The sequence below is a fragment of the Streptosporangiales bacterium genome, assembly GCA_009379825.1.
Taxonomy (GTDB): Bacteria; Actinomycetota; Actinomycetes; order Streptosporangiales; family WHST01; genus WHST01.
Window position 1 is genome coordinate 1 of record WHTA01000070.1, and the last position, 20,326, is coordinate 20,326.

Below are 20,326 nucleotides of genomic sequence, written 5' to 3' on the forward strand. Positions count from 1 at the left end.
CATTTGATCCTGCGACACGTGTCCGAACCCGACCACGTCTGGGCATGGTCAACCTGGCGTCGACGACGCCAACACCAAGCCCGAACCAGCCACTATCGCACCCGCGGCCACCCACCCCATGTGCCGTTGCAGTACTAGGGCTCTACATGAACAAGGCCGCGACGACGTTCGACCCCGCCGGGGTCTTCGCCGGCATCATCATCCTGCTCTGCTTCATCCTCGTCGTGAAGTTCTTCATCAGCGTCGCTGAGAAACGAGTCCTGCGTTGGCACTCCAGCCTGCGGGACGGCCAGTAACCACTTCCGGAAGGTGCACCGTGAGGCGCTATACCCGACCATCCCTCGTAGTGGCAGCGGCGACCGCGATCCTCGGTCTGCTCGTGGCCTGTAACCCGGCGGCGCCCGGCCAGGGCAAGGAGTTCAAGGGCGGGTCCGTCCGGCTCGCGCAACCGCTGGTCAACCTCAGCTATCTGTCCATCGACACGGCACGCGCGAACAAGACGTTCGCCGACAACGACGTCAAGGTGAAGTGGGCGCTCGCCTCCGGCGGCGACTCGTCCATCCTCGCCGCGCTGAGCGCGGGCGACGTGCAGTTCGCCGCCGTCGGCACGGAGGCCGCACTGGCCGCGGTGGACAAGGGCCAGGAGTACAAGCTCGTCTACTGCGTGAACTCCTCGCTCTCGCAGGAGCTGGTCGTCTCCAAGCGGTGGCTGAAGAAGGCGGGCGTCAGCCCGGACGACCCGGTGGAGAAGCGGCTGGCCGCGTTGAAGGGCGCGACGATCGGCGTCAGTGCGCTCGGCGGGCTACAGGACCAGCTCGCGCAGTACTACCTGGACAAGGGCGGGGTGTCGGAGAGCGACGCACGGATCGCGAAGATCGGCCCGCCGCCGGCGCTCGAGGCCGCGCTGGAGAAGGGACAGATCGACGCGTTCGTGCTGAGCCCGCCCGAGGGGCTGAAGATGGCCGACAGTGGCATCGGTGAGGTGTTGCTACGCAACGACGAGATCCCCGAGCTGAAGCAGGTCTGTGGGCTGAGCCTCGTCGTCACCGAGGACTTCGCCCAGCAAAACGGCGACCTCATCAAGAAGGTCACGGCCAGCCTTGCCGACGCCAGCGCCGACATCGACGACGACCCGACCGGCTCCGCAGACTCGGTGCGTGAGGCGTACTACCCGAAGGTCACCAAGCCGCTCATGCGCCAGTCGGTCGACCAGCTCGCGCCAGCGGTCCGCGGCCGAGGACGCATGAACGAGCCGATGATGAGCGCCGCGGTCCGCTTCGTGGAGAAGACCGGCGGACACGGGCTCTCCATCGACGCCGCCTCGGGCAAGGGCGAGTGGTGGACCAACGAGTTCCTACCGAAGGCCGGGTGATCCGGATGCCCCAGCCGACCCCCGCAGGCAGCGCCACCGACGTCGTCGGCGCCGACGAACCCGTCCTGGAGCTGGACGGCGTGCGCAAGACGTTCGTCAGCCCGTCGGGCGAGAGCCTCACCGTCCTCGACGGCATCTCCGTACGGCTCGTGGCGCACCAGTTCACCGTGCTCGTCGGCCCCAGCGGTTGCGGCAAGACCACGCTGCTCGAGGCCGCGGTCGGGTTGAGCACGCCCACGGCGGGCGAGGTGCGTTGCTTCGGCCAGCCACTGACCGAGCTGCGCAAGGACGTCGGGTACATCACCCAGCAGGCGAACCTGTTCCCCTGGTACACGCTGCGCGAGAACGTCGAGCTGCCTCTGCAGCTGCGCGGCGTGGACAAGGCCGAGCGCAGGGACCGGGCGGCGAGGTTCATCGAGATAGCCGGCCTGCAGGGCTTCGACAAGCACTATCCGCACCAGCTGTCCGGCGGCATGCAGAAGCGCGCCTCCATCATCCGCACGCTGATCTACGACCCGCAGGTCGTGCTGATGGACGAGCCGTTCGGCGCGCTCGACGCACAGACCCGGATGATCATGCAGGACTACCTGCTGACGCTCTGGGCGGAGACCGAGTCCACGGTGTTCTTCGTGACGCACGACCTGCACGAGGCCGTGCTGCTCGCCGACAACGTCGTGCTGCTCACCGGCCGGCCGACGAAGGTCAAGGAGGACGTGCCGATCGACCTGGCGCGCCCGCGCAACGTCTTCGAGTCGTACACGATGCCCGGCTTCGTGGACACATACGACCAGATCTGGAACACGTTCAAGAGCGAAGTGCGTGGGAGCGACGCGTGACCGACATCGAGTTCGAGTACGTCAGCGGGATCGTCCAGGAAGAGCTGGGACTGTCCGACATCGAGATCGTCGAGGCGGTCGAGTCCGGGCTGCGCGCACAGGGCCGCGGCGAGACGGTCATCGAGCCGCGGGTGCACATCGAGCCGGGCGCGGAGCTCGGCGGGCACTTCAACGTGCTGCGCGGCTGCATCAAGCCGCTCGGTGTCGCGGGCGTGAAGATCGTCGGCGACTACGTGGACAACTACAAGCGGTCGTTGCCGTCCGAGATGGCGCTGCTCAACCTGTTCGACATGCACACCGGCATGCCGGTTGCCGTGCTCGACGCCACGAGGATCACCGAGATGCGCACCGGCGCGCTGACCGCGGTCGGGGCGAAGTGGCTGGCCCGCCCCGACTCGAAGGTGCTCGGACACATCGGCGCACGCGGTTCGGCGTACTGGAACGTCCGGCTGCTCGACGGGCTGTTCGACTTCGACGAGATCCGGGTGCACTCCCGTCGCCCGGAGAGCCGCAGTGCGTTCGCCGAGCGGCTGTCGAAGGACCTGGGCAAGCCGGTCGTGGCGACCGACGACTGGGAGTCGTGTCTACGCGGCGCGGACGTCGTGGTCGAGGCGTCGCGGCTGCCGCAGCCCGAGCCGCTGCTGCGCACCGAGTGGATCGAGCCGGGCGCGTTCGTGGTGCCGTACGGCACGATGAGCGCCGTGGAGCTGTCGCTGACCGACGTGATGGACAAGATGGTCGTGGACGACTGGGGCCAGTGCCGCACCGGCAAGCTCGGTGCGCTGCGTGCCCACGTCGAGGCCGGCAAGCTCAGCGAGGAGACGCTGCACGCGGAGCTGTGCGAGATCGTCGTCGGGGACGAGCCCGCACGGGAGTCCGCCGACGAGACGATCCTGTTCTGGCACCGCGGCCTGTCGCTGTCCGACATCGCACTCGGGCACGCGTTCCTGACCCGCGCCCGCGAGCTCGGCAACACCACGACGATGCCGCTGGTGCGGCTGCCGTAGCCGGGTTACTGCTGCGACTCCGCGCGGTCGTTCGGCCAGTCGGTGTGGAAGGTGCCCTCGTGGTCGATCCTGCGGTAGGTGTGGGCGCCGAAGTAGTCGCGCTGGCCCTGTACGAGCGCGGCCGGTAGGCGGTCGCGGCGCAGGGCGTCGTAGTAGCTCAGCGCGGACGCGAAGCCGGGTACAGGGATGCCGGCGTTCGCCGCCGCGGCGACCACCCGGCGCCAGGCCTGCTGGCCGTCCGCCGCCGCGTCCCTAAAGTACGGCGCGACCAACAGCGACGGCAGCGCGCCGTGCTCGTCGTACGCCTCCCTGATCCGGTTCAGGAACCTCGCCCTGATGATGCAGCCGCCGCGCCAGATGGTGGCCATCGCGCCGCGGTCGACCGACCAGCCGAACTCGTCCGCCCCGGCCTGGATCTGGTCGAAGCCCTGCGCGTACGCGACCACCTTGGAGGCGTAGAGCGCCTTGCGTACGTCGTCGACGAAGCCGTCGCCGAGCCCGCCCACCCCGCTGGGGCCTGGGAGCACGTCGCGCGCGGCGGCGCGCTGCTCGGGGTGGCCGGACAGCGAGCGCGCGAACACCGCCTCGGCGATGCCGGTGACCGGCACGCCGAGCTCGAGCGCGTTCTGCACGGTCCAGCGGCCGGTGCCCTTCTGCTCCGCCTGGTCGAGCACGACGTCGACGAACGGCTTGCCGGTGGCGGCGTCCACGTGGCCAAGCACCTCGGCGGTGATCTCGATGAGGAACGACTCGAGGTCGCCGGAGTTCCACTCGCGGAACACGTCCGCCAGGTCGGCGGGGGCCATGCCGAGGCCGGAACGCAGCAGGTCGTACGCCTCGGCGATCAGCTGCATGTCCGCGTACTCGATGCCGTTGTGCACCATCTTCACGAAGTGCCCGGCGCCGTCCGCACCGACGTGCGTGCAGCAGGGCGTGCCGTCGACCTGGGCGGCGATCTTCTCGAACAGCGGGCCGAGCGCGTCGTACGACGCAGGCGAACCGCCGGGCATGATGCTCGGTCCGAGCAGCGCGCCCTCCTCACCGCCAGAGACACCGGTGCCGACGAAGTGCAGGCCGTGCTCGCGCAGCTGCCGCTCGCGCCGGATGGTGTCCTGGAACCAGGCGTTGCCGCCGTCGATGACGATGTCGCCGCGGTCGAGCAGCGGCACCAGCTGGTCGATGACCGCGTCGGTGGGCGCGCCCGCCTGCACCATGACGAGCACCCGGCGCGGTCGCTCCAGCGAGCCGACGAACTCCTCCAGCGACGTGGCCGGGAGGAACGTGCCCTCGTGGCCGAACTGCTCGACCAGCTCGGTGGTACGCGTAGGCGTACGGTTGTGCACCGCCACGCTGAACCCGTTCCTGGCCAGGTTCCGCGCCAGGTTGCGGCCCATGACCGCGAGCCCGGTTACCCCGACAACCGCCGTTTCCGCCATTTTCGCTGCCTCCTCGTCGTACCGGCCACCACCAGCCTCCCGCATACTATGCGGCGCGCTCTCATGCGCCGACCGGCGGCGCAGGTAGGGTGAGCCGCGAACGGGCACCTCGGACACGCGAGCGGGGGAGGGAAGCATGACGCAGACGCGTCCCGACGATCGCAGCCTCGGCCAGCTGGTCGCAGACGCGACGGCGCAGGTGCAGACGCTGGTCAAGGCGGAGATCGCGCTCGCCAAGGCGGAGCTTGCGCACGATGCGAAGAAGGCGGGGATCGGTGCCGGCCTGTTCGGTGGCGCCGGGTTCTTCGCATATATCGCTTTGCTGTTCCTGTCCGTGGCGGCCGGCTTCGGTCTGCACGCCCTCGGCCTTGGCTACGGCTGGTCGTTCCTCATCGTCGGCGGCGCCTACCTGCTGCTCGCCGCGATCCTCGGCCTGGCGGGCAAGGCGCACCTGGACAAGATGACCAAGGCCGCCCGCACCAAGCGGACCATCCAGGACGACGTGGAGTGGGCGAAGTCGCTGAAGACCCAGCTGGCCTCGCCGCCTGAGCAGGAGCAGCTGCCACCGACGGACGGGCGTCCCGCCGTCGAGGCGCCGAAGCAGTAGCCCAGGCGGCCGGTCAGTCGCAGGTCTCGGTGCTGACCTCGGCGGTGGCGCCGCGGGCCTTCTTCGCCGCCGACCTGACCTCGTCCGCCGTCAGTACGTAGCCGGTCTGCTCGTCGTCGACCGCGGCGGCGAAGACCACGCCGTACACCTCGCCGTCCGGGCTGAGCAGCGGACCGCCCGAGTTGCCCGGCCGTACCATCGCACGGACCGCGTACACCTCGCGGATGGTCTCCGTGCGCTGGTAGATGTCCGGTCCGCGCGCGGCCTCCTTGGACCTGATCCTGGCGCTGCCCACGGTCAGCGGGCCGCCGCTCGGGTGGCCGGCGACCACGGCGGAGTCGCCACGTTCGGCCGTGCGGTCGAAGTCCAGCGCCGGCCGCTGCAGGCCGGGCACGTACAGCACGGCGACGTCCCGCTGCGAGTCGAAGAGCACCACCCGCGCGTCGTACTGCTGGCCACCGACCAGGACGTGCGGGTTCTTCACCCCGGCGAGGACGTGCGCGTTGGTCATCACGTGGTTCGGCGAGTAGACGAACCCGGAACCGTCGATCCGCCGGGAGCACTGCGGCGCGGAGCCCTCGACCAGGACGACGCTGCCGAGCGCGCGGCGCACCTCCCTGGTGTCCGCGACGTCGGGGTCCGGCGGACGGACCTCGACCGTGCGCCGCGGCCCCAGGCCGTTGAACACCTGCGGGAACGCGGACTGGTCCACCACCCGGCGGAAGTCCCTGAACCACCCGCGAGCGACGTCGGGCATCATCCCGTCGACCATGCGGAGCACGGCGGAGTGCCGCACCTGGGACGCGAGCGCGGGGAACGGTCCCTGCACTGCGGCGGTGCCCACCAGCCAGGCGACGAGCAACAGCGCGACCACCGAGAGCGCCGAGCCGCAGACCGCGTCGACCGCCTTGGCGGACTGCCACCTGATCCGGTTACGCAGCACGTAGCCGATGCCAGACGCGACCAACTGCCCCGCGGCGGCGAGCGCGAACACGCAGGCCACCGCGATCATCGACCGCCCGGTGCCAGGCCCGGCGAGCGCCGTCGACACCGGCGCCGCGATGCTGGCGCCGAGCGCGCCACCGCCGAAGAACCCGACCAGGCTGAAGAAACCGGTCACCAAGCCCTGCCGATACCCGGCGATGGCGAACACCAGAACGAGCACGCCGAGCACGAGGTCGAGGAAGTCACCGGTCACCCCGGCACCGTACCCGAGCGAGCTGAGGACGCCGTGCCACGCACGCCCAGCCGGCGGTACGGACGGTGACGGCAACTGCGCAAGGTCACGCCGCGGCTCGGCCGCGGCCGGTCATACCGGTGCGGGCTGCTCGCCACGTACCGCGACGCTGCCGAGATGGGTGAACTCGGCGGTGATCTGCTCCCCGGGCCGCACGGGTACCGCGTCGGTGAGACCGCCGGTCAGCACCAGCCAGCCGGGTTCGAGCGCGTGGCCGCGCTCCGCCAGCCGGTTGGCGGCGAGCGCGAGCGCCTCCGCCGGATGGCCCTGCACCGCCGCTCCCGTCGCCGTGTCGGCGACCTCGCCGCCGACCTGCAGCACGCACGCCTCGGTGGCCAGGTCGAGCTCGCGCGGCGACAGCCCGCGCGGATGCACGTACACCCTGGCGGACGACGCGTTGTCCGCCAGGACGTCGGGCAGCTCGAACCTGAAGTCGGCGAACCGGGAGTCGATGACCTCCACCCCCTCGTGCACCGACGCCACCGCGTCGAGCGCCACTGCCGCGGTCACGCTCGGGCCGGCCAACCGCTTGCCCATGACGAACACGATCTCCGGCTCGATCCGCGGGTGGATGAGCTCGGCCATCGGCAGTGGCTCACCCTCGGCGAGCACCATCGCGTCGGTGAGCCACGCGGTCAGCGGCGCGGAGATCCCCATCCGCAGCTGCTTCGCGCGCGAGGTCAGCCCGAGCTTCACACCCACGATCCGCTCCCCCGCGGCCACCTTGTGCTGGACCAACAGGTCCTGCGTGCGGTACGCGTCGGCCATCGAGAAGTCCGGCCAGTCGTCGGTGAAAGGCGCGCGCTCGCGTACGTCGGCCTCCGCCTGGTACAGCTCAGCCGCAACGGTCGCTACGGTCCATCCGGACGTTGCCATCGCTTTCCTCTCCCTCGTCGATGCTCAGGCAGCCGACGCGTGGCTGCAGGTGACGTTGCCGAGCTGGTTGAACATGGCCATGACCGTGTCGCCGGGGCCGGACGGCACAGCGGCGGTGATGGAGCCGGGCAGCACCACCATGCCGGCCGCCAGTGGCACACCCAGGCTGCCCAGCTTGTTGGCCAGCCACGCCACCGACGTCGCCGGGGAACCCAGCGTCGCCGCACCCGCGCCCGTACCGACCAGCTCGCCGTTGCGGTACAGGTTGCAGCCCATCAGCCGCAGGTCGCCGGCCGCCGTGAGCGGCGTCGGCCGGCTGCCGAGCACTACCCCGGCGGACGACGCGTGATCCGCGATGGTGTCGACGAGCGAGATCCGCCAGTCCTCGATCCGCGAGTCGATGACCTCGAGGGCCGGCAGCACGTAGTCGGTGGCGGACAACACGTCGGCGGTGGTGACGCCGGGTCCGGTGAGCGTCCGGCCGAGCACGAACGCGACCTCCGGCTCCACCCGGCCCTGGATCAGCGTCCCGCCGACCGGCGTCGACTGGTCGAGGAACATGTCACTGCTCAGCTGCGCGTAGTCGGGTTGGTCGACGCCGAGCTGACGCTGCATGGCCGCCGAGGTGAGCCCGATCTTGTAGCCCTTGACCAGGTGCCCCTCCGCCAGCCGCAGCCGCAGCAGCTCAGACTGCACGGCGTACGCGTCGTCCACGGTGAGCTCGGGGAACCGCTCGGTGAGCGGGGGCACCGGCACGCGGTCCCGGCGCGCCCGGTCGAGTTCCGCTGCGAGCTGCTCGATCTGCTGTGACATGGCCTCTTCCTGGTCAGTTCTCGGCTGGCACGGACGGACGTTCGGTCATGCTCACCAGCGCCCGGCCGCGGGTCTCGGGCAGGAAGAGCAAGACGATGACACCGGCGATGAAGTAGAACCCCGCGGTGGCGGCGATGCCCATCCCCACGCCGAACGAGCCGGCGAGGAACCCGACCATGGCCGGCGCCAACGCGCTGACGGCGCGGCCGGTGTTGTAGATGAACCCCTGGGCGAACGCCCTGATCTCGTCGGGAAGAGCTCCGCGAAGGTCGGCCCGAAGCCGGAGTAGAAGCCGGTGCCCACCAGCGCCATCACGGCACCGAACACGAGCATCAACGTGGCGTTGTCGATCGCGAGGAACACTGGCACGGAGACGACCGCGGCGGCGAAGTACGCGACGAAGGCGAGCTTGCGGCCGATCCGATCGGCCACGTAGCCGAACGAGATGAAGCCGACCGCGGCGCCGACCTGCATGACCACGATCCAGGTGGTGGACGCCAGGATGCCCATCCCCCGGCCGCCGTCGGCGACCGGCGACGCGAGGTAGTTCGGGATCCAGGTGAACAGCCCCCAGTAGCCGCACATCGCCGCCGAGGTGAAGGCGAGGCAGACCACGAGTGCCTTCGGCTGTGCGGTCGCCAGCAGCCGCTCGGTCCGAATCGGGCCGAGCCGCTCCTTGGCCTGCTGCCACATCTGGGGCTCCTCGGTCTGCCTGCGCACCCACAGCGCGAATAGGGCGGGCAGCACCCCGGCGAAGAACGCCCAGCGCCAACCGGCGAGCGGCACGACCACGGCGGCGACGAGCGCAGCGAGCGCGTACCCGGTCGCGAACGCGCTCTGCACCCATGCCAGCACCTTGCCGCGGTGCCTGGCCGGCCAGGTCTCGGCGACGAGCGCCGTACCCGCACCCCACTCGCCGCCGACGCCCAGCCCGACGACGACGCGGCGGCCAGCAGCGTCCCCATCCCCGTGCTGAGCCCGCACAGGACGGTGCCGATCGAGTAGCAGAGGATGCTCGCCACCATGGCTCGGGTACGCCCGAGCCGGTCCGCGACGAAGCCGAAGACCATGCCGCCGAACGCCGACGCCAGCAACGTGCACGAGGCGACCATCCCCGCGCCCGCCCGGTCCGAGCCGAACTCCGCGATGACGTGGCCGAGCACCATCGAGAAGATCATCAGATCCATCACGTCGAGTGCCCAGCCGCGATAGGCGGCCCGGAACGCCCGCCACTGGTTCTTCGTCGCTCCCCGGTACCAACGCGTGCTGGGTGTGACTGCGTCGTTGCTTGTCTGCATCCCTGGTCCCTCTCGTACGGCCCAGCAAGTCGTCTCTTTCAACGAGACGGTTGGATCACCTGTCGTGACGGCAGCCAGGAACTTAACACATTCCTCGACAGTTGTCTCGATTGACGATCCTTCTGTATCGTCTAGCGCGACACAGTCGGCCAGCCGGTGCCCCGGCGCCGTGGAGGGAGACCCATCACCGTGACGTTGCGGACCTTCGTGCTCCTCGAGGACACCCTGCCCAGGGCCGCCCACCCCGTGTACCTGCCCGGTGGCAGACGCGCCCTCTACGTCCGCACCGGCTCGGTCGGCGTCGGCGACGAGACCGGCAGCCAGTTCCTGTGGGCGGGCAGCGCCCTCGTCCAGCAGGGCGAGGCCACGCTGCAGCCGGGCGAGGACGACGCCGTCGTCTGGCGCTGGGAGCTCGCCGACGACGACTCGTACGGCCCGGAACACTTCGCTCTCCGCTCCGCGCCGCAGACGACGACCGAGGTCAAGCTCGTCACCACCGTCGACCTCGACGACCGCTACACCTGGCTGATGCGCTGCGACACCGTCGCCTTCCCGCCCGGCGGCGCGGCGCTCACGCACCTGCACCAGGGCCCCGGCATCCGGATCACGCTCGACGGCGAGATCACCATCGAGACCGAAGGCACCCGCAGCGTCTACCGTGCCGGCGAGGCGTGGGCGGAGAAGGGCGTGCTGCCGGTCTACGCGCCCACCTGGGAACAGGCGCCCACCGAGTTCGTGCGCTGTTTCCTGCTGCCCAAGCACAACAAGGGCGTCAGCTCGCTGCGGATCGTCGACGAAGCGGACCAGGCGTTGCCGAACACGCAGAAGTACCGCGTACTGTCCGAACGCGTACTCACCTGACGCACGAACGGAACGAGGGCTCGATGCCGGCCGACCACGCCGAGACGGACCTGGACACCGCGGCGCTGCTGCCGCTGATGATCCTCGAGACGGTACTCAGCTCGCAGGACTCCTGGGGCGTGACGGAGCTCGCGCACGAGCTCGGCCTGCCGAAGGCCAGGGTGCACCGGCATCTCGCCAAGCTCCGGCAGGGCGGCTACCTGGCCCAGCACCCGGACACCCGGCGCTACGAACCCGGCTGGCGACTGGTGCTGCTCGGCCAGCGCATCCAGGGCAGGGCGCCGCTGGTCACGCTCGCGCAGCCGGTGATGGCGCGGCTGCGCGACGCGGTACGGCAGACGATCGTGCTCTCCCAGCTCACCGACACTGGCGTCACGGTGACCGAGGTGCTGCCCGGTGGCTCGCCGATCGACGTCGTGCTCAAGCCGGGCACCCAGTTCATGTACAACAGCAGCGCGCAGGGCAAGGTCGCGCTGGCCTTCGGGACCCCGGAGCAGGTGGCGAATTGGGGCGCCCTCATCGACGAGGAGCGCACGCCTGAGACCATCACCGACCCGGCCGAGCTGTGGGCCCAGGTGGACGAGGTGCGCACGAACGGCTGGGCGACCGGCCCGGAGGAGACGTACCGGGGCATCAACGCGGTCGCTGCACCGGTGCTCACCCACGACGGCACGCTCGCCGCGACGCTCGCGATCGTCGCGTCCATCCACTACCTGCCCGCGCCGCCGCCGAACGACGCCGTCGAGCTGCTCACCGCGGCGGCCCGCGACCTCTCCAGCGACCTCGGCTTCGGCCGCGGTGACCGAACACGCACCTCAACCGAAGGGCACGCCCATGCCAATCTTGCAGCTGACGCTGGTCCAAGGACGTGACGAGGAGACCATCCAGAACTGCGTCCGCGAGGTCGCGCGCACTGTGGCCCGTACCCTCGACGCGCCGCTGTCGACCGTACGGATCGCGGTGCAGGAGGTGCCGCCCACCCGCTTCGCCGTCGGCGACGAGCTGAAGAGCGACGCATGACGGCCGGCCGCGCAAGAGCCGCCATCATCGGCTCAGGCAACATCGGCACCGACCTGATGATGAAGGTCGCCCGGCTCTCCGACACGCTCGAGGTGGCGGCGATGGTCGGTATCGACCCGGACTCCGACGGGTTGCGCCGGGCCGCACGGATGGGCGTGGTGACCACCCACGAAGGCGTCGACGGGCTGATCGGCATGCCCGGGTTCGACGCGATCGACGTGGTGTTCGACGCCACCTCGGCGGCCGCGCACGCGAAGAACGCTGCAGCGCTCGAGCCGTACGGCAAGCAGCTGGTCGACCTGACGCCGGCCGCGCTCGGCCCGTACGTCGTGCCGGTCGTGAACCTGGACGCCCACCTGGGCGCGTCGAACGTCAACATGGTCACCTGCGGCGGGCAGGCCACCATCCCCGTCGTCGCCGCGGTCGGCGCCGTCACGCCCGTCGACTACGCGGAGATCGTCGCGTCGATCGCGTCGAAGTCGGCCGGCCCTGGCACCCGGGCGAACATCGACGAGTTCACCGAGACCACCAGCCGCGCGATCGAGCAGGTCGGCGGGGCCGCCAAGGGCAAGGCGATCATCGTGCTCAACCCGGCCGAGCCACCGCTGATCATGCGCGACACGGTGCTGTGCGTCACCGCGCAGCTGGACGCGGACCAGCGGCAGCAGGTGCGCGCCTCGGTGGAGCGGATGGTCGCGGCGGTGGCCGAGTACGTGCCCGGCTACCGATTGAAACAGCAGGTGCAGTTCACCGCGCTCGAAGCCGGCGAACCGTTGCACACGATGGCCGGCGGCTCTCCCGGCCTGTCCGCGGACGCGGCCGAGGCGCGTACGAAGGTGTCGGTGTTCCTCGAGGTCGAGGGCGCCGCGCACTACCTCCCCGCCTACGCGGGAAACCTGGACATCATGACGTCCGCCGCGCTGCGCGTCGGCGAGCGACTGGCCGCGCGGCACGGCGAGGAGGTCTCCGCATGACGCAGGACCAGCTCTACATCCAGGACGTGACGTTGCGCGACGGCATGCACGCCGTGCGGCACCGCTACTCCGTCGACCAGGTACGGGCCGTCGCCGCGGCGCTGGACGCCGCCGGCGTCGACGCCATCGAGGTGTCGCACGGCGACGGGCTCGCCGGGTCCAGCCTCACCTACGGTCCCGGCGCACACACCGACTGGGAGTGGCTCGCTGCCGCCGCCGAGGTCGTGCGCAACGCCAGGCTGACCACCCTGCTGCTGCCCGGCATCGGCGTCGTCGACGACCTGAAACGCGCCCGCGACCTCGGCGTCGCGTCGGTTCGGATAGCCACGCACTGCACGGAAGCCGACATCGCCGCGCAGCACATCGCCGTCGCCCGCGACCTCGGCATGGACGTGTTCGGGTTCCTGATGATGAGCCACATGGCGCCGGCCGCCGAGCTGGCGAACCAGGCGAAGCTGATGGAGTCGTACGGCGCGCACTGCGTCTACGTGACCGACTCCGGCGGCCGGCTGACCATGACGGGCGTCAGGGACCGCATTCGCGCCTACCGCGACGTGCTCGACCGGGACACGGAGGTCGGCATCCACGCGCACGAGAACCTGTCGCTCGGCGTGGCGAACTCCGTCGCGGCCGTCGAGGAGGGCGCGTACCGCGTGTACGCCGCGCTGGCCGGGCAGGGCGCGGGCGCGGGGAACTGCCCGATCGAGCCGTTCGTGGCGGTGGCCAACCTGCAGGGCTGGAAGCACGACTGCGACCTGTTCGCCCTGCAGGACGCCGCCGACGACCTGGTGCGCCCGATGCGCGACCGCCCGGTGCACGTCGACCGGGAGACCCTGACGCTCGGCTACGCCGGCGTGTACTCCAGCTTCCTCCGCCACGCCGAGGCGGCGGCCACGGAGTACGGGCTGGACACCAGGGACATCCTTGTGGAGGTAGGACGGCGCAAACTCGTCGGCGGCCAGGAGGACATGATCGTCGACATCGCCCTGGACCTCACCGCCAACCGTTGACCCGGGTGGAGCCGGGGCCGCGGCGGTCAGGGGTCGGGGGGCGGGGCGTTACGCATGGACAGCCGGAGGCGGTCCTCCGGTAGGTCCTCGGCGGGGCCGCGCGGCCATGGGCGGGCCCAGCCGCCGAGTTCGAGCACTCGGTCGAGTAGGCCGCCGGTGAAGCCCCAGACGAGCATGTCGCGCACCCGGAACGCCGGGCCGATGTGCCCGCGCGGGTGCCGTACCCGCAACCGGTTGGCCGGGTCGACCAGCTCGGCGATCGGTACGCGCGCCACCGCGGCGGTCTCGACCGGGTCGGCGGCGTACACCTCGCTCGGCCGCCGCCACCAGCCGATGACCGGGGTGACCACGAAGCCGCTGACCGACACGTGCAGCTTGGGCAGATGCGCCAGCACGTCCACGCCTGCGGGGTCGAGCCCGGTCTCCTCCGCGGCTTCCCGCACGGCCGCGGCCGCCGGCCCGTCGTCGCCGGGGTCGATCGCGCCGCCGGGGAACGCCGGCTGACCGGCGTGCGACCGCAGGCCGTCGCTGCGCTGCACGAGCAGTACGTCGGGACCGGCCGGACCGTACCCGAACAGGATGAGCACGGCCGCCTGCCGACCGCCCCCGTCCTGCGGTGCGTGCCTGTTCAGCTGGTCAGGGAGGGTGTCGTGCGCCGCGGCGAGCAGCTGGTGCAGCCAGGCCGGCGCCGCGTGTACGGCATCACCGCACGTCATGCGCGCATCCCCAGGTGTTCCTCCACGTCGTCGGTCAACTCCCCGTAGGTCTCGTACGGCCCGATCTTGCGGTGGGTGACGGTGCCCCGCCGGTCCACGAACAGCGTGATCGGCAGGCCGTTGCCCGCTCGCGCGGCGGCCATCGTGCGGCCCTTCTGGTCGTACAGCGACGGGTAACGCAGCCCGCGGTCGCCGGCGAACGCGAGCGCGGCGTCGCGGCTGCGGTCCTTCGAGTCGACACCCATCACGGTCACCTGCTTACCAGCCGCGTGCAGCCGCTGGAACAACGGCGCCTCGGCGCGGCAGGGCTCGCACCAGGTCGCCCACAGGTTCAGCACCAGCGGTCCGCGCAGGCCGCGCAACGACACTGCCGGCCCGTCACCCAGGCACGGCAGCGTGACTGCCGGGAGCGCGTCGTCCCCGGTGGCCGGCTCGTCGGCCACCTCGGGGCAGCGCTGTAGGTCCGCCTTCGCCAGCAGACTGGGATCGGCGGACGCCGCCGCCGGCGTACGCCGCGGCCGCTGCTCGTCGCCGCCGCACCCGGCGAGCACCGCGGCCGCCGCTGCGACCACCGCCAGGCAGGTACGCCAGCGTCGCACCGTCACGGAGCCATCTGCGAGGGGGACTTCAGCAGCTTCGCGGCACGCGTCGGGTCGGTCTCGCCCTCGCCGTACGCGGGGCAGAGCGCGGCGATGGCGCAGGCGCCGCACGCCGGCTTCCGTGCGTGGCAGGCGCGCCGGCCGTGCCAGATCAGCCGGTGCGACAGCATCGTCCACTCCTTGCGCGGGATGAGCGCCGCGACCTCGTGCTCGATCTTCACCGGGTCGGTCTCCGTGGTCCAGCCGAACCTGCGGGTCAACCGCGCGAAGTGCGTGTCCACGGTCAGGCCTGGCACGTCGAACGCGTTGCCGAGCACGACGTTCGCCGTCTTCCTGCCCACGCCGGGCAGCTTCACCAGCTGGTCGAGCTTGCCCGGCACCTCCCCGCCGTGCTCCGCCACCAGCGCGTTGCCGAGGCCGATGATGGACTTGGTCTTGGCCCGGAAGAAGCCGGTCGACTTGATCAGCTCCTCCATCTCCTCCGGGTTCGCGGCCGCGTAGTCCTCCGCCGACGGGTACCTCGCGAACAGCTTCGGCGTGACTTCGTTCACCCGCTTGTCCGTGCACTGCGCGGACAGGATGGTGGCGACGAGCAGCTCGAGCGGGCTGCGGAAATCCAACTCACAGTGCGCGTCTGGATACAACTCGGCCAGCTCGCGGTTGATCCTGCGAGCCCGTCGTACGCGGGCAAGACGTGTCTCACCTGCGAATTTGCTGCGCTTCGCGGGAGACTTGACCAGCGGTTCAGGCGAGGTTTTCTGTGCCACACCGATACCCTACGTTTTTGGTGAGACGGCCCGCGTTGGCGGCAGCTACCCGGAACGTACCGGTACGAGGTGTCCTGCGCGGAGCATGGCACCGGCCTGATGGGAAACTTGGATCATCGATGGCGGATGAGGAGGCACGCAGGGTGGACATCGAGACACTGCGCCGTGCTCCGCTGTTCGCCGGCTTGGACGACGACGGTGCCGGCGAGCTGCTCAGCAAACTGTCCTCAGCACGGGTGCAGCGTGGCGACACCCTGTTCCGGGAGGGGACCGACGGCGACAAGGTCTATGTCGTGCTCACCGGCAAGATGAAGCTCGTCAAGGCGTCGGCGGACGGCAGGGAGAACCTGCTGGCCGTCATCGGCCCCGGCGAGATGTTCGGTGAGTTGTCCCTGTTCGACCCGATCCCACGTACGTCCTCCGCGGTCGCAATCTCGGACAGCGAGCTGGCTGCCCTGTCGCACAAGGAGCTGCGGCCGTGGATCAGCGCCCACCCGGACGTGGCCATGCACCTGCTCCGCGCCCTTGCGCAGCGGCTGCGCCGTACCAACGAGCTGATGGCCGACCTGGTGTTCACCGACGTACCCGGCCGGGTGGCGCGCCAGCTGCTCGTGCTGTCGAGGAAGTTCGGCCGGGCGTCCGCGGAAGGCATCCACGTCGAGCACGACCTCACCCAGGAGGAGCTGGCCCAGCTGGTCGGCGCATCCAGGGAGACGGTGAACAAGGCGCTCGCCGACTTCGCCAACCGCGGCTGGCTACGCATCGAGCCCCGCGCGGTCATCCTGCTCGACGAGGAGCGCCTCAGCCGCCGCGCCCGGGTCTGACGGGCTAGGTACCCGCTTCGCACACGCACCTACGGCACGTCTCGCGCGGACGCGGCAACACACCGACGCGAGCAGGCCCGAGCCGTACCTCCGGCTCGCTCCTCAGCTCCCTCGCTTCAGAGCTCCCCGCGGGCCCGCAGGTAGTCGAGCTGGGCGTTGACGGACTGCTCGGCCGCCGGCCAGACCCGCTGGTCGACTTCGGCGTACACCGACCGCACCACGTCCATCGCGGTGCGGTGACCGGCCGCTACCGCCGCCCGCACCTGGTCCAGCCGTTCCGCGCGGTGTGCCAGGTACCCGTCGAGCACCGCGGCCGGGTCGGCGAGCATCGGCCCGTGTGCGGGCAGCAACGTCGTCACCGCCTGCGCGGTCACCAGCTCGCGCAGCCGGTGCAGGGAGCCGAGGTACGCGCCGAGGTCGCCGTCCGGGTGCGTGACGACGGTCGTGCCGCGTCCGAGCACGGTGTCACCGGTGAGCACGGCGGCGTCGGCGGGCAGGTGGTAGCTGACCGAGTCCGTGGTGTGCCCAGGGGTCGCCAGCACGTCGATGACCAGCCCCGCCACGTCGATGCGCTCGCCGTCGGCCAACGGTTCGCCGCCCGCGCACAGCTGCGGGTCGGCGGCACGTAGTGGCGCACCGACCAGCTCCGCGAAGCGGGCCGCGCCCTCGGAGTGGTCCAGGTGCCCGTGGGTGAGCAGGACGACCGCGACCCGGCGGCCGTCGCGCGTGGCCTGCTCCGCGGCCCGCTGCAGGTGGCCGTCGTCCGCCGGGCCGGGGTCGACGACCACCGCCTCGGTGGCGCCGGGCTCGGCCAGCACGAACGTGTTGGTGCCGTCCAGGGTCATCGGCGACGGGTTGGGCGCGAGCACGCACTGCGCCCTGGCAGTGCCGGCGCCGTCGATCCCCATCAGGACGCCGCACCGTCTTCTGCGTCGGGGACCACGACCACAGCGCCGTCGTCGGTGAACTCCAGCTCCGGCATGACCGGCGCGATCCGCCCGCGCTCGTCGGCGGCCGCGAGGACGTCGTCGACGGTCGCGTGGTCGGCCAGCTCCATCAGCGTCGACTCGGTCGGCACCATCAGCTGCATCTCGCCGCGCTTCTTGCCGTCGAGCGCGTCCGCCGGCCGCAGCCAGGCCACCCGGTCGGCCTCGCCGCCGACGTCCCTCGTGCGCTGCCCTTCCGGCATCGCCGCGACGAAGAACCTGGTGTCGTAGCGCCTCGGCTCGAGGACCGGCGTGACCCACCGCGACCAGGCCCGCAGCTGGTCCGTACGCAGCACGAGGCCGCGCCGGTGCAGCATCTCGGCGAACGCCAGCGACCGGTCCACGAGCGCCGCGCGGTCCGCCTCCCAGTCGTCCCCGGTCGTGTCCGCGACCACGTCGTGCGCGCCGAGGCCGGCGAGCAGCACGCCGGACTCCTCGAACGTCTCCCGGCACGCGGCGCAGACCAGGGCCGCCGCCGTGTCCGGCGGCACCCCGAGCGCGTCCGCCCAGGCCGACCGCGGCGGCCCGACCCAGCCGATCTCCGTGTCGCCGTCCCTGGCGTCCACCCGGCCGCCGGGGAACACGTACATGCCGGCGGCGAACGCCATCGACAGCACCCGCCGCAGGAGGTACACCTCGATGCCGCGGCTGCCGTCGCGCAGCAGCATCACGGTCGCGGCGTCGCGAGCCGGCACGATCGGCGCGCCTGACTCCTTCGCGCGCCGCGCCTCCTCGACGAACTCCCCCGATGACGGCCAGCGCTGCGGCATGCGGTTACACCTCGACGATCATCTCGACCTCGACCGGCGCGTTCAGTGGCAACGCGGCGACACCGATCGCGCTGCGGGCGTGCTGCCCGCGCTCGCCGAACACCTCGCCGAGCAGGTCGCTGGCGCCGTTCACCACCTGCGGCTGCTGCGCGAAGTCGGGCGCGCTGTTCACGAAGCCGAGCAGCTTGACCACGCGTTTGACCTTGTCGAGGTCGCCGGTCACGGACTTCACGGCAGCGAGCGCGTTGAGCGCGCAGGTGCGCGCCGCCTGCTTCGCCTCGTCCACGTCCACGTCCACGCCGAGACGTCCGGCGACCGCCAGCTCACCGTCCACGATGGGCACCTGGCCCGAGACGTAGACGTACGACCCGCTGACCACCGCGGGCACGTACGAGGCGACGGGCGGCACGACGGCCGGCAGTTCGAGACCGAGCTCGGCGAGGCGCTGTTCTGGCGTCGTCATCAGGCCTTCTCCCGCTTCAGGTAGCCCACCACGTTCTCCGGGTTGGGACCGGGAACGACCGTGACGAGCTCCCACCCGTCCTCGCCCCAGGTGTCCAGGATCTCCTTCGTGGCGTGGATGAGCAGCGGCACAGTTGCGTATTCCCACTTCGTCATGTGCGCGACCCTACCGTCATGGCCGGCGCTCCCCTAGGGCGATGGTCGTCCACGTGGGCGAGCACCCGCCGGCCGGTGCTGAGCACGACGAACGCCACCAGCACCACTGCCGCGCCGACCCAGAACGGCAGGTGCGGGTTGAAGGTCTCGCCGAGCTTGCCCGCCAGCCAGGGCGCGGTCGCGCCGCCGGTGAACCGGACGAAGCTGTACGCAGCGGACGCGACCGGCCGCTCGACCGGCGCGGCGACCATGACCGTCTCGGTGATCAGGGTGTTGTTCACGCCCATCAGGAGTCCGCTGGTCACCACGCAGGCGACGAGCACCGGCTTGCTGTCCGTACCGATCGCCATCACGGCGAGCACGGCGGCGAATGCCGCAAGCACCGTGAGCAGCACCGGCATGGTGCCGAACCTGCGCTGCAGCAGCGGCGCGACGAACACCGACGACACCGCGACACCGATGCCCCAGCCGCAGAAGACGAACCCGATCTCAAGCGCGCCCATGGCGAGCGGGAACGGCGTGTACGCGAGCAGCGCGAAGAAGCCGAAGTTGTAGCAGAGGGCCGTGATGCCGACGGTGAGCAGCGACCGGTGCCGCAACGCACGGAACGGGTCGAGCAGGGAGCTGCGCGATACCGGCGCCTCGCCCTTCGGCAGCAGGACCATGGTGATGATGAAGGCGACCGCCATGAGCACGGCGACGCCGAAGAACGGCCCGCGCCAGCTGATCTCACCGAGCAGGCCGCCGACCAGCGGGCCGCTGGCGATACCGACGCCGAGCGCGGCCTCGTACAGGATGATCGCGCTCGCCACCCCGCCGCTGGCCGAGCCCACGATGGCCGAGAGCGCGGTCGCGATGAACAGCGAGTTGCCCAGCCCCCAGCCGGCGCGGAAGCCGATGATCTGGCCGATGGTGTCGGACGCGCCGGCCAGCGCGCTGAACACGACGATGAGCACGAGCCCGGCTAGCAGCGTCTTCTTCGAGCCGATCCGGCTGGAGATGACGCCGGTCACCAGCATGGCTACGCCGATGATCAGCAGGTAGCTGGTGAACAGCAGGGAGACCTGGGACGGCGAGGCGTCGAGCTGTTCCGCGATGGGTTTCAGAATCGGGTCGACCAACCCGATGCCCATGAACGCGATGACGCTGGCGAACGCCACCGCCCACACGGCCTTGGGCTGCCGGAGAATGCTGGGTCTTTCCGCGGTGTCGTTGCTCGTCCCCACGCTCATCAGTTGTCGAGGTCCTCCATCATCCGTTGCAGCAGTTCGGTGTAGCTGGTCAGCTGCTCCAGCTGGGTGGCGTCGAGCTGCTCCAGGTGCGGCTCGAACACCTTCGCCATCGCCGCCTTGGTCGCGGCTACCTGCCGCAGGCCCTCGTCGGTGATCCCGACGAGCACCGCCCGGCCGTCCGCGTCGTCGGCCCGCTTGGCGGCCCACCCGGCGCGTGCCAACCGATCCACGAGCGTCGTCATCGACGGCTGTGTGCAGCGCTCTGCCCTGGCCAGCTCGGTGACCCGCTGCGGCCCGTCGTCACGCAGCCTGGCCAGCACCCTGGCCTGGGTCGTGGACATCGCGACCTGCGTCTTCGCACCGACCACGCGGATCAGCTGACCGCTGAGGCTGACCAGCGATGCCGCGAGGTCCGAGGTCGAGACCTGTGTCTTCACGGGCAAACTATATACATAGGCTATCTATCT

The 20,326-nt window shown here is 70.7% G+C and carries 22 protein-coding genes and 2 pseudogenes; 10 read left to right on the forward strand and 14 right to left on the reverse strand.

Features of this window, described 5'->3' with window-relative positions; genetic code table 11:
- The first annotated feature begins 265 nt into the window (after positions 1–265).
- From GEV07_24535 to GEV07_24545, 3 genes are read left to right on the forward strand one after another with little or no spacing between them, the layout of a single operon-like run.
- A complete protein-coding gene (locus tag GEV07_24535) occupies positions 266–1,372 on the forward strand; it encodes a hypothetical protein (protein MQA05747.1) in 1,107 nt (368 codons plus the stop codon).
- 5 nt (positions 1,373–1,377) lie between these two features.
- Complete coding sequence (locus GEV07_24540; GenBank protein ID MQA05748.1) at positions 1,378–2,208, forward strand: ATP-binding cassette domain-containing protein; 831 nt, start codon at positions 1,378–1,380, stop codon at positions 2,206–2,208.
- The gene (locus GEV07_24545; protein ID MQA05749.1) at positions 2,205–3,215 is read left to right on the forward strand and encodes an ornithine cyclodeaminase family protein; all 1,011 of its coding nucleotides are present in this window, start codon (positions 2,205–2,207) and stop codon (positions 3,213–3,215) included. Before GEV07_24540 ends, GEV07_24545 begins: the two co-directional genes overlap by 4 nt.
- A gap of 5 nt (positions 3,216–3,220) precedes the next feature.
- On the opposite strand, the gene gndA is transcribed toward GEV07_24545, so the two are convergent.
- A complete protein-coding gene (gene gndA / locus GEV07_24550; GenBank protein MQA05750.1) occupies positions 3,221–4,651 on the reverse strand; it encodes an NADP-dependent phosphogluconate dehydrogenase in 1,431 nt (476 codons plus the stop codon).
- 136 nt (positions 4,652–4,787) lie between these two features.
- Between gndA and GEV07_24555 the strand changes: the two genes are divergently transcribed.
- Positions 4,788–5,258, forward strand: coding sequence for a phage holin family protein (locus tag GEV07_24555; protein ID MQA05751.1), 471 nt, complete (start codon positions 4,788–4,790; stop codon positions 5,256–5,258).
- A gap of 13 nt (positions 5,259–5,271) precedes the next feature.
- On the opposite strand, the gene GEV07_24560 is transcribed toward GEV07_24555, so the two are convergent.
- The 4 genes and pseudogenes from GEV07_24560 to GEV07_24575 form a co-directional block, all read right to left on the reverse strand.
- Positions 5,272–6,456, reverse strand: coding sequence for a MarP family serine protease (locus GEV07_24560; GenBank protein MQA05752.1), 1,185 nt, complete (start codon positions 6,454–6,456; stop codon positions 5,272–5,274).
- A 111-nt stretch (positions 6,457–6,567) separates the two neighbouring features.
- Positions 6,568–7,371, reverse strand: a complete 804-nt coding sequence (locus GEV07_24565; protein ID MQA05753.1) for a 4-oxalocrotonate decarboxylase — start codon at positions 7,369–7,371, stop codon at positions 6,568–6,570.
- 24 nt (positions 7,372–7,395) lie between these two features.
- Entirely contained in the window at positions 7,396–8,184 is a 789-nt protein-coding gene (locus GEV07_24570; GenBank protein ID MQA05754.1) for a 2-keto-4-pentenoate hydratase, read from the reverse strand.
- A gap of 13 nt (positions 8,185–8,197) precedes the next feature.
- Positions 8,198–9,482 (reverse strand): annotated as a pseudogene (locus GEV07_24575) (MFS transporter).
- Positions 9,483–9,671: 189 nt separating this feature from the next.
- Between GEV07_24575 and GEV07_24580 the strand changes: the two are divergent.
- The 5 genes from GEV07_24580 to dmpG are packed head-to-tail and all read left to right on the forward strand — an operon-like array spanning position 9,672 to position 13,347.
- The gene (locus GEV07_24580) at positions 9,672–10,343 is read left to right on the forward strand and encodes a hypothetical protein (protein MQA05755.1); all 672 of its coding nucleotides are present in this window, start codon (positions 9,672–9,674) and stop codon (positions 10,341–10,343) included.
- 23 nt (positions 10,344–10,366) lie between these two features.
- Positions 10,367–11,215 (forward strand): helix-turn-helix domain-containing protein, encoded by an 849-nt coding sequence (locus GEV07_24585; GenBank protein MQA05756.1) that lies wholly within the window; start codon positions 10,367–10,369, stop codon positions 11,213–11,215.
- On the forward strand, positions 11,178–11,363 hold the full coding sequence (locus GEV07_24590; GenBank protein MQA05757.1) for a 4-oxalocrotonate tautomerase: 186 nt from the start codon (positions 11,178–11,180) through the stop codon (positions 11,361–11,363). Before GEV07_24585 ends, GEV07_24590 begins: the two co-directional genes overlap by 38 nt.
- Complete coding sequence (locus GEV07_24595) at positions 11,360–12,337, forward strand: acetaldehyde dehydrogenase (acetylating) (GenBank protein ID MQA05758.1); 978 nt, start codon at positions 11,360–11,362, stop codon at positions 12,335–12,337. Before GEV07_24590 ends, GEV07_24595 begins: the two co-directional genes overlap by 4 nt.
- Positions 12,334–13,347, forward strand: a complete 1,014-nt coding sequence (gene dmpG, locus GEV07_24600) for a 4-hydroxy-2-oxovalerate aldolase (protein ID MQA05759.1) — start codon at positions 12,334–12,336, stop codon at positions 13,345–13,347. The genes GEV07_24595 and dmpG overlap by 4 nt, the downstream gene beginning before the upstream one ends.
- A gap of 26 nt (positions 13,348–13,373) precedes the next feature.
- On the opposite strand, the gene GEV07_24605 is transcribed toward dmpG, so the two are convergent.
- From GEV07_24605 to nth, 3 genes are read right to left on the reverse strand one after another with little or no spacing between them, the layout of a single operon-like run.
- Entirely contained in the window at positions 13,374–14,063 is a 690-nt protein-coding gene (locus tag GEV07_24605; protein MQA05760.1) for an NUDIX domain-containing protein, read from the reverse strand.
- Positions 14,060–14,839 (reverse strand): redoxin domain-containing protein, encoded by a 780-nt coding sequence (locus GEV07_24610; GenBank protein MQA05761.1) that lies wholly within the window; start codon positions 14,837–14,839, stop codon positions 14,060–14,062. Before GEV07_24610 ends, GEV07_24605 begins: the two co-directional genes overlap by 4 nt.
- Positions 14,665–15,435 carry an endonuclease III gene (nth, locus tag GEV07_24615; GenBank protein ID MQA05762.1) on the reverse strand — a complete coding sequence of 257 codons (771 nt, stop codon included), beginning with the start codon at positions 15,433–15,435 and terminating at the stop codon, positions 14,665–14,667. Before nth ends, GEV07_24610 begins: the two co-directional genes overlap by 175 nt.
- Positions 15,436–15,548: 113 nt before the next feature.
- Here nth and GEV07_24620 point away from each other — a divergent pair, with 113 nt between their 5' ends.
- Positions 15,549–16,253 carry a cyclic nucleotide-binding domain-containing protein gene (locus tag GEV07_24620; protein ID MQA05763.1) on the forward strand — a complete coding sequence of 235 codons (705 nt, stop codon included), beginning with the start codon at positions 15,549–15,551 and terminating at the stop codon, positions 16,251–16,253.
- A 116-nt stretch (positions 16,254–16,369) separates the two neighbouring features.
- On the opposite strand, the gene GEV07_24625 is transcribed toward GEV07_24620, so the two are convergent.
- The 6 genes and pseudogenes from GEV07_24625 to GEV07_24650 form a co-directional block, all read right to left on the reverse strand.
- On the reverse strand, positions 16,370–17,161 hold the full coding sequence (locus GEV07_24625; GenBank protein MQA05764.1) for an MBL fold metallo-hydrolase: 792 nt from the start codon (positions 17,159–17,161) through the stop codon (positions 16,370–16,372).
- Positions 17,162–17,223: 62 nt separating this feature from the next.
- Positions 17,224–18,009 (reverse strand): annotated as a pseudogene (locus GEV07_24630) (NUDIX hydrolase).
- A gap of 4 nt (positions 18,010–18,013) precedes the next feature.
- Positions 18,014–18,472 carry a RidA family protein gene (locus tag GEV07_24635; protein ID MQA05765.1) on the reverse strand — a complete coding sequence of 153 codons (459 nt, stop codon included), beginning with the start codon at positions 18,470–18,472 and terminating at the stop codon, positions 18,014–18,016.
- Positions 18,472–18,627, reverse strand: a complete 156-nt coding sequence (locus GEV07_24640; protein MQA05766.1) for a DUF4177 domain-containing protein — start codon at positions 18,625–18,627, stop codon at positions 18,472–18,474. Before GEV07_24640 ends, GEV07_24635 begins: the two co-directional genes overlap by 1 nt.
- Positions 18,624–19,859 (reverse strand): MFS transporter, encoded by a 1,236-nt coding sequence (locus tag GEV07_24645; GenBank protein MQA05767.1) that lies wholly within the window; start codon positions 19,857–19,859, stop codon positions 18,624–18,626. The genes GEV07_24640 and GEV07_24645 overlap by 4 nt, the downstream gene beginning before the upstream one ends.
- Entirely contained in the window at positions 19,859–20,296 is a 438-nt protein-coding gene (locus tag GEV07_24650; GenBank protein ID MQA05768.1) for a MarR family transcriptional regulator, read from the reverse strand. The genes GEV07_24645 and GEV07_24650 overlap by 1 nt, the downstream gene beginning before the upstream one ends.
- Positions 20,297–20,326 lie beyond the last annotated feature (30 nt).

Excerpts from the sequence above, each read along its gene's own strand:
- GEV07_24540 (MQA05748.1), top strand. The coding sequence starts at position 1,378 with ATGCCCCAGCCGACCCCCGCAGGCAGCGCCACCGACGTCGTCGGCGCC.
- GEV07_24555 (MQA05751.1), top strand. The coding sequence starts at position 4,788 with ATGACGCAGACGCGTCCCGACGATCGCAGCCTCGGCCAGCTGGTCGCA.
- GEV07_24605 (MQA05760.1), bottom strand. The coding sequence starts at position 14,063 with ATGACGTGCGGTGATGCCGTACACGCGGCGCCGGCCTGGCTGCACCAG.
- GEV07_24570 (MQA05754.1), bottom strand. The coding sequence starts at position 8,184 with ATGTCACAGCAGATCGAGCAGCTCGCAGCGGAACTCGACCGGGCGCGC.
- gndA (MQA05750.1), bottom strand. The coding sequence starts at position 4,651 with ATGGCGGAAACGGCGGTTGTCGGGGTAACCGGGCTCGCGGTCATGGGC.
- dmpG (MQA05759.1), top strand. The coding sequence starts at position 12,334 with ATGACGCAGGACCAGCTCTACATCCAGGACGTGACGTTGCGCGACGGC.
- GEV07_24590 (MQA05757.1), top strand. The coding sequence starts at position 11,178 with ATGCCAATCTTGCAGCTGACGCTGGTCCAAGGACGTGACGAGGAGACC.
- GEV07_24635 (MQA05765.1), bottom strand. The coding sequence starts at position 18,472 with ATGACGACGCCAGAACAGCGCCTCGCCGAGCTCGGTCTCGAACTGCCG.
- GEV07_24640 (MQA05766.1), bottom strand. The coding sequence starts at position 18,627 with ATGACGAAGTGGGAATACGCAACTGTGCCGCTGCTCATCCACGCCACG.
- GEV07_24595 (MQA05758.1), top strand. The coding sequence starts at position 11,360 with ATGACGGCCGGCCGCGCAAGAGCCGCCATCATCGGCTCAGGCAACATC.
- GEV07_24585 (MQA05756.1), top strand. The coding sequence starts at position 10,367 with ATGCCGGCCGACCACGCCGAGACGGACCTGGACACCGCGGCGCTGCTG.
- GEV07_24565 (MQA05753.1), bottom strand. The coding sequence starts at position 7,371 with ATGGCAACGTCCGGATGGACCGTAGCGACCGTTGCGGCTGAGCTGTAC.
- GEV07_24620 (MQA05763.1), top strand. The coding sequence starts at position 15,549 with ATGGCGGATGAGGAGGCACGCAGGGTGGACATCGAGACACTGCGCCGT.
- GEV07_24625 (MQA05764.1), bottom strand. The coding sequence starts at position 17,161 with ATGGGGATCGACGGCGCCGGCACTGCCAGGGCGCAGTGCGTGCTCGCG.
- GEV07_24645 (MQA05767.1), bottom strand. The coding sequence starts at position 19,859 with ATGAGCGTGGGGACGAGCAACGACACCGCGGAAAGACCCAGCATTCTC.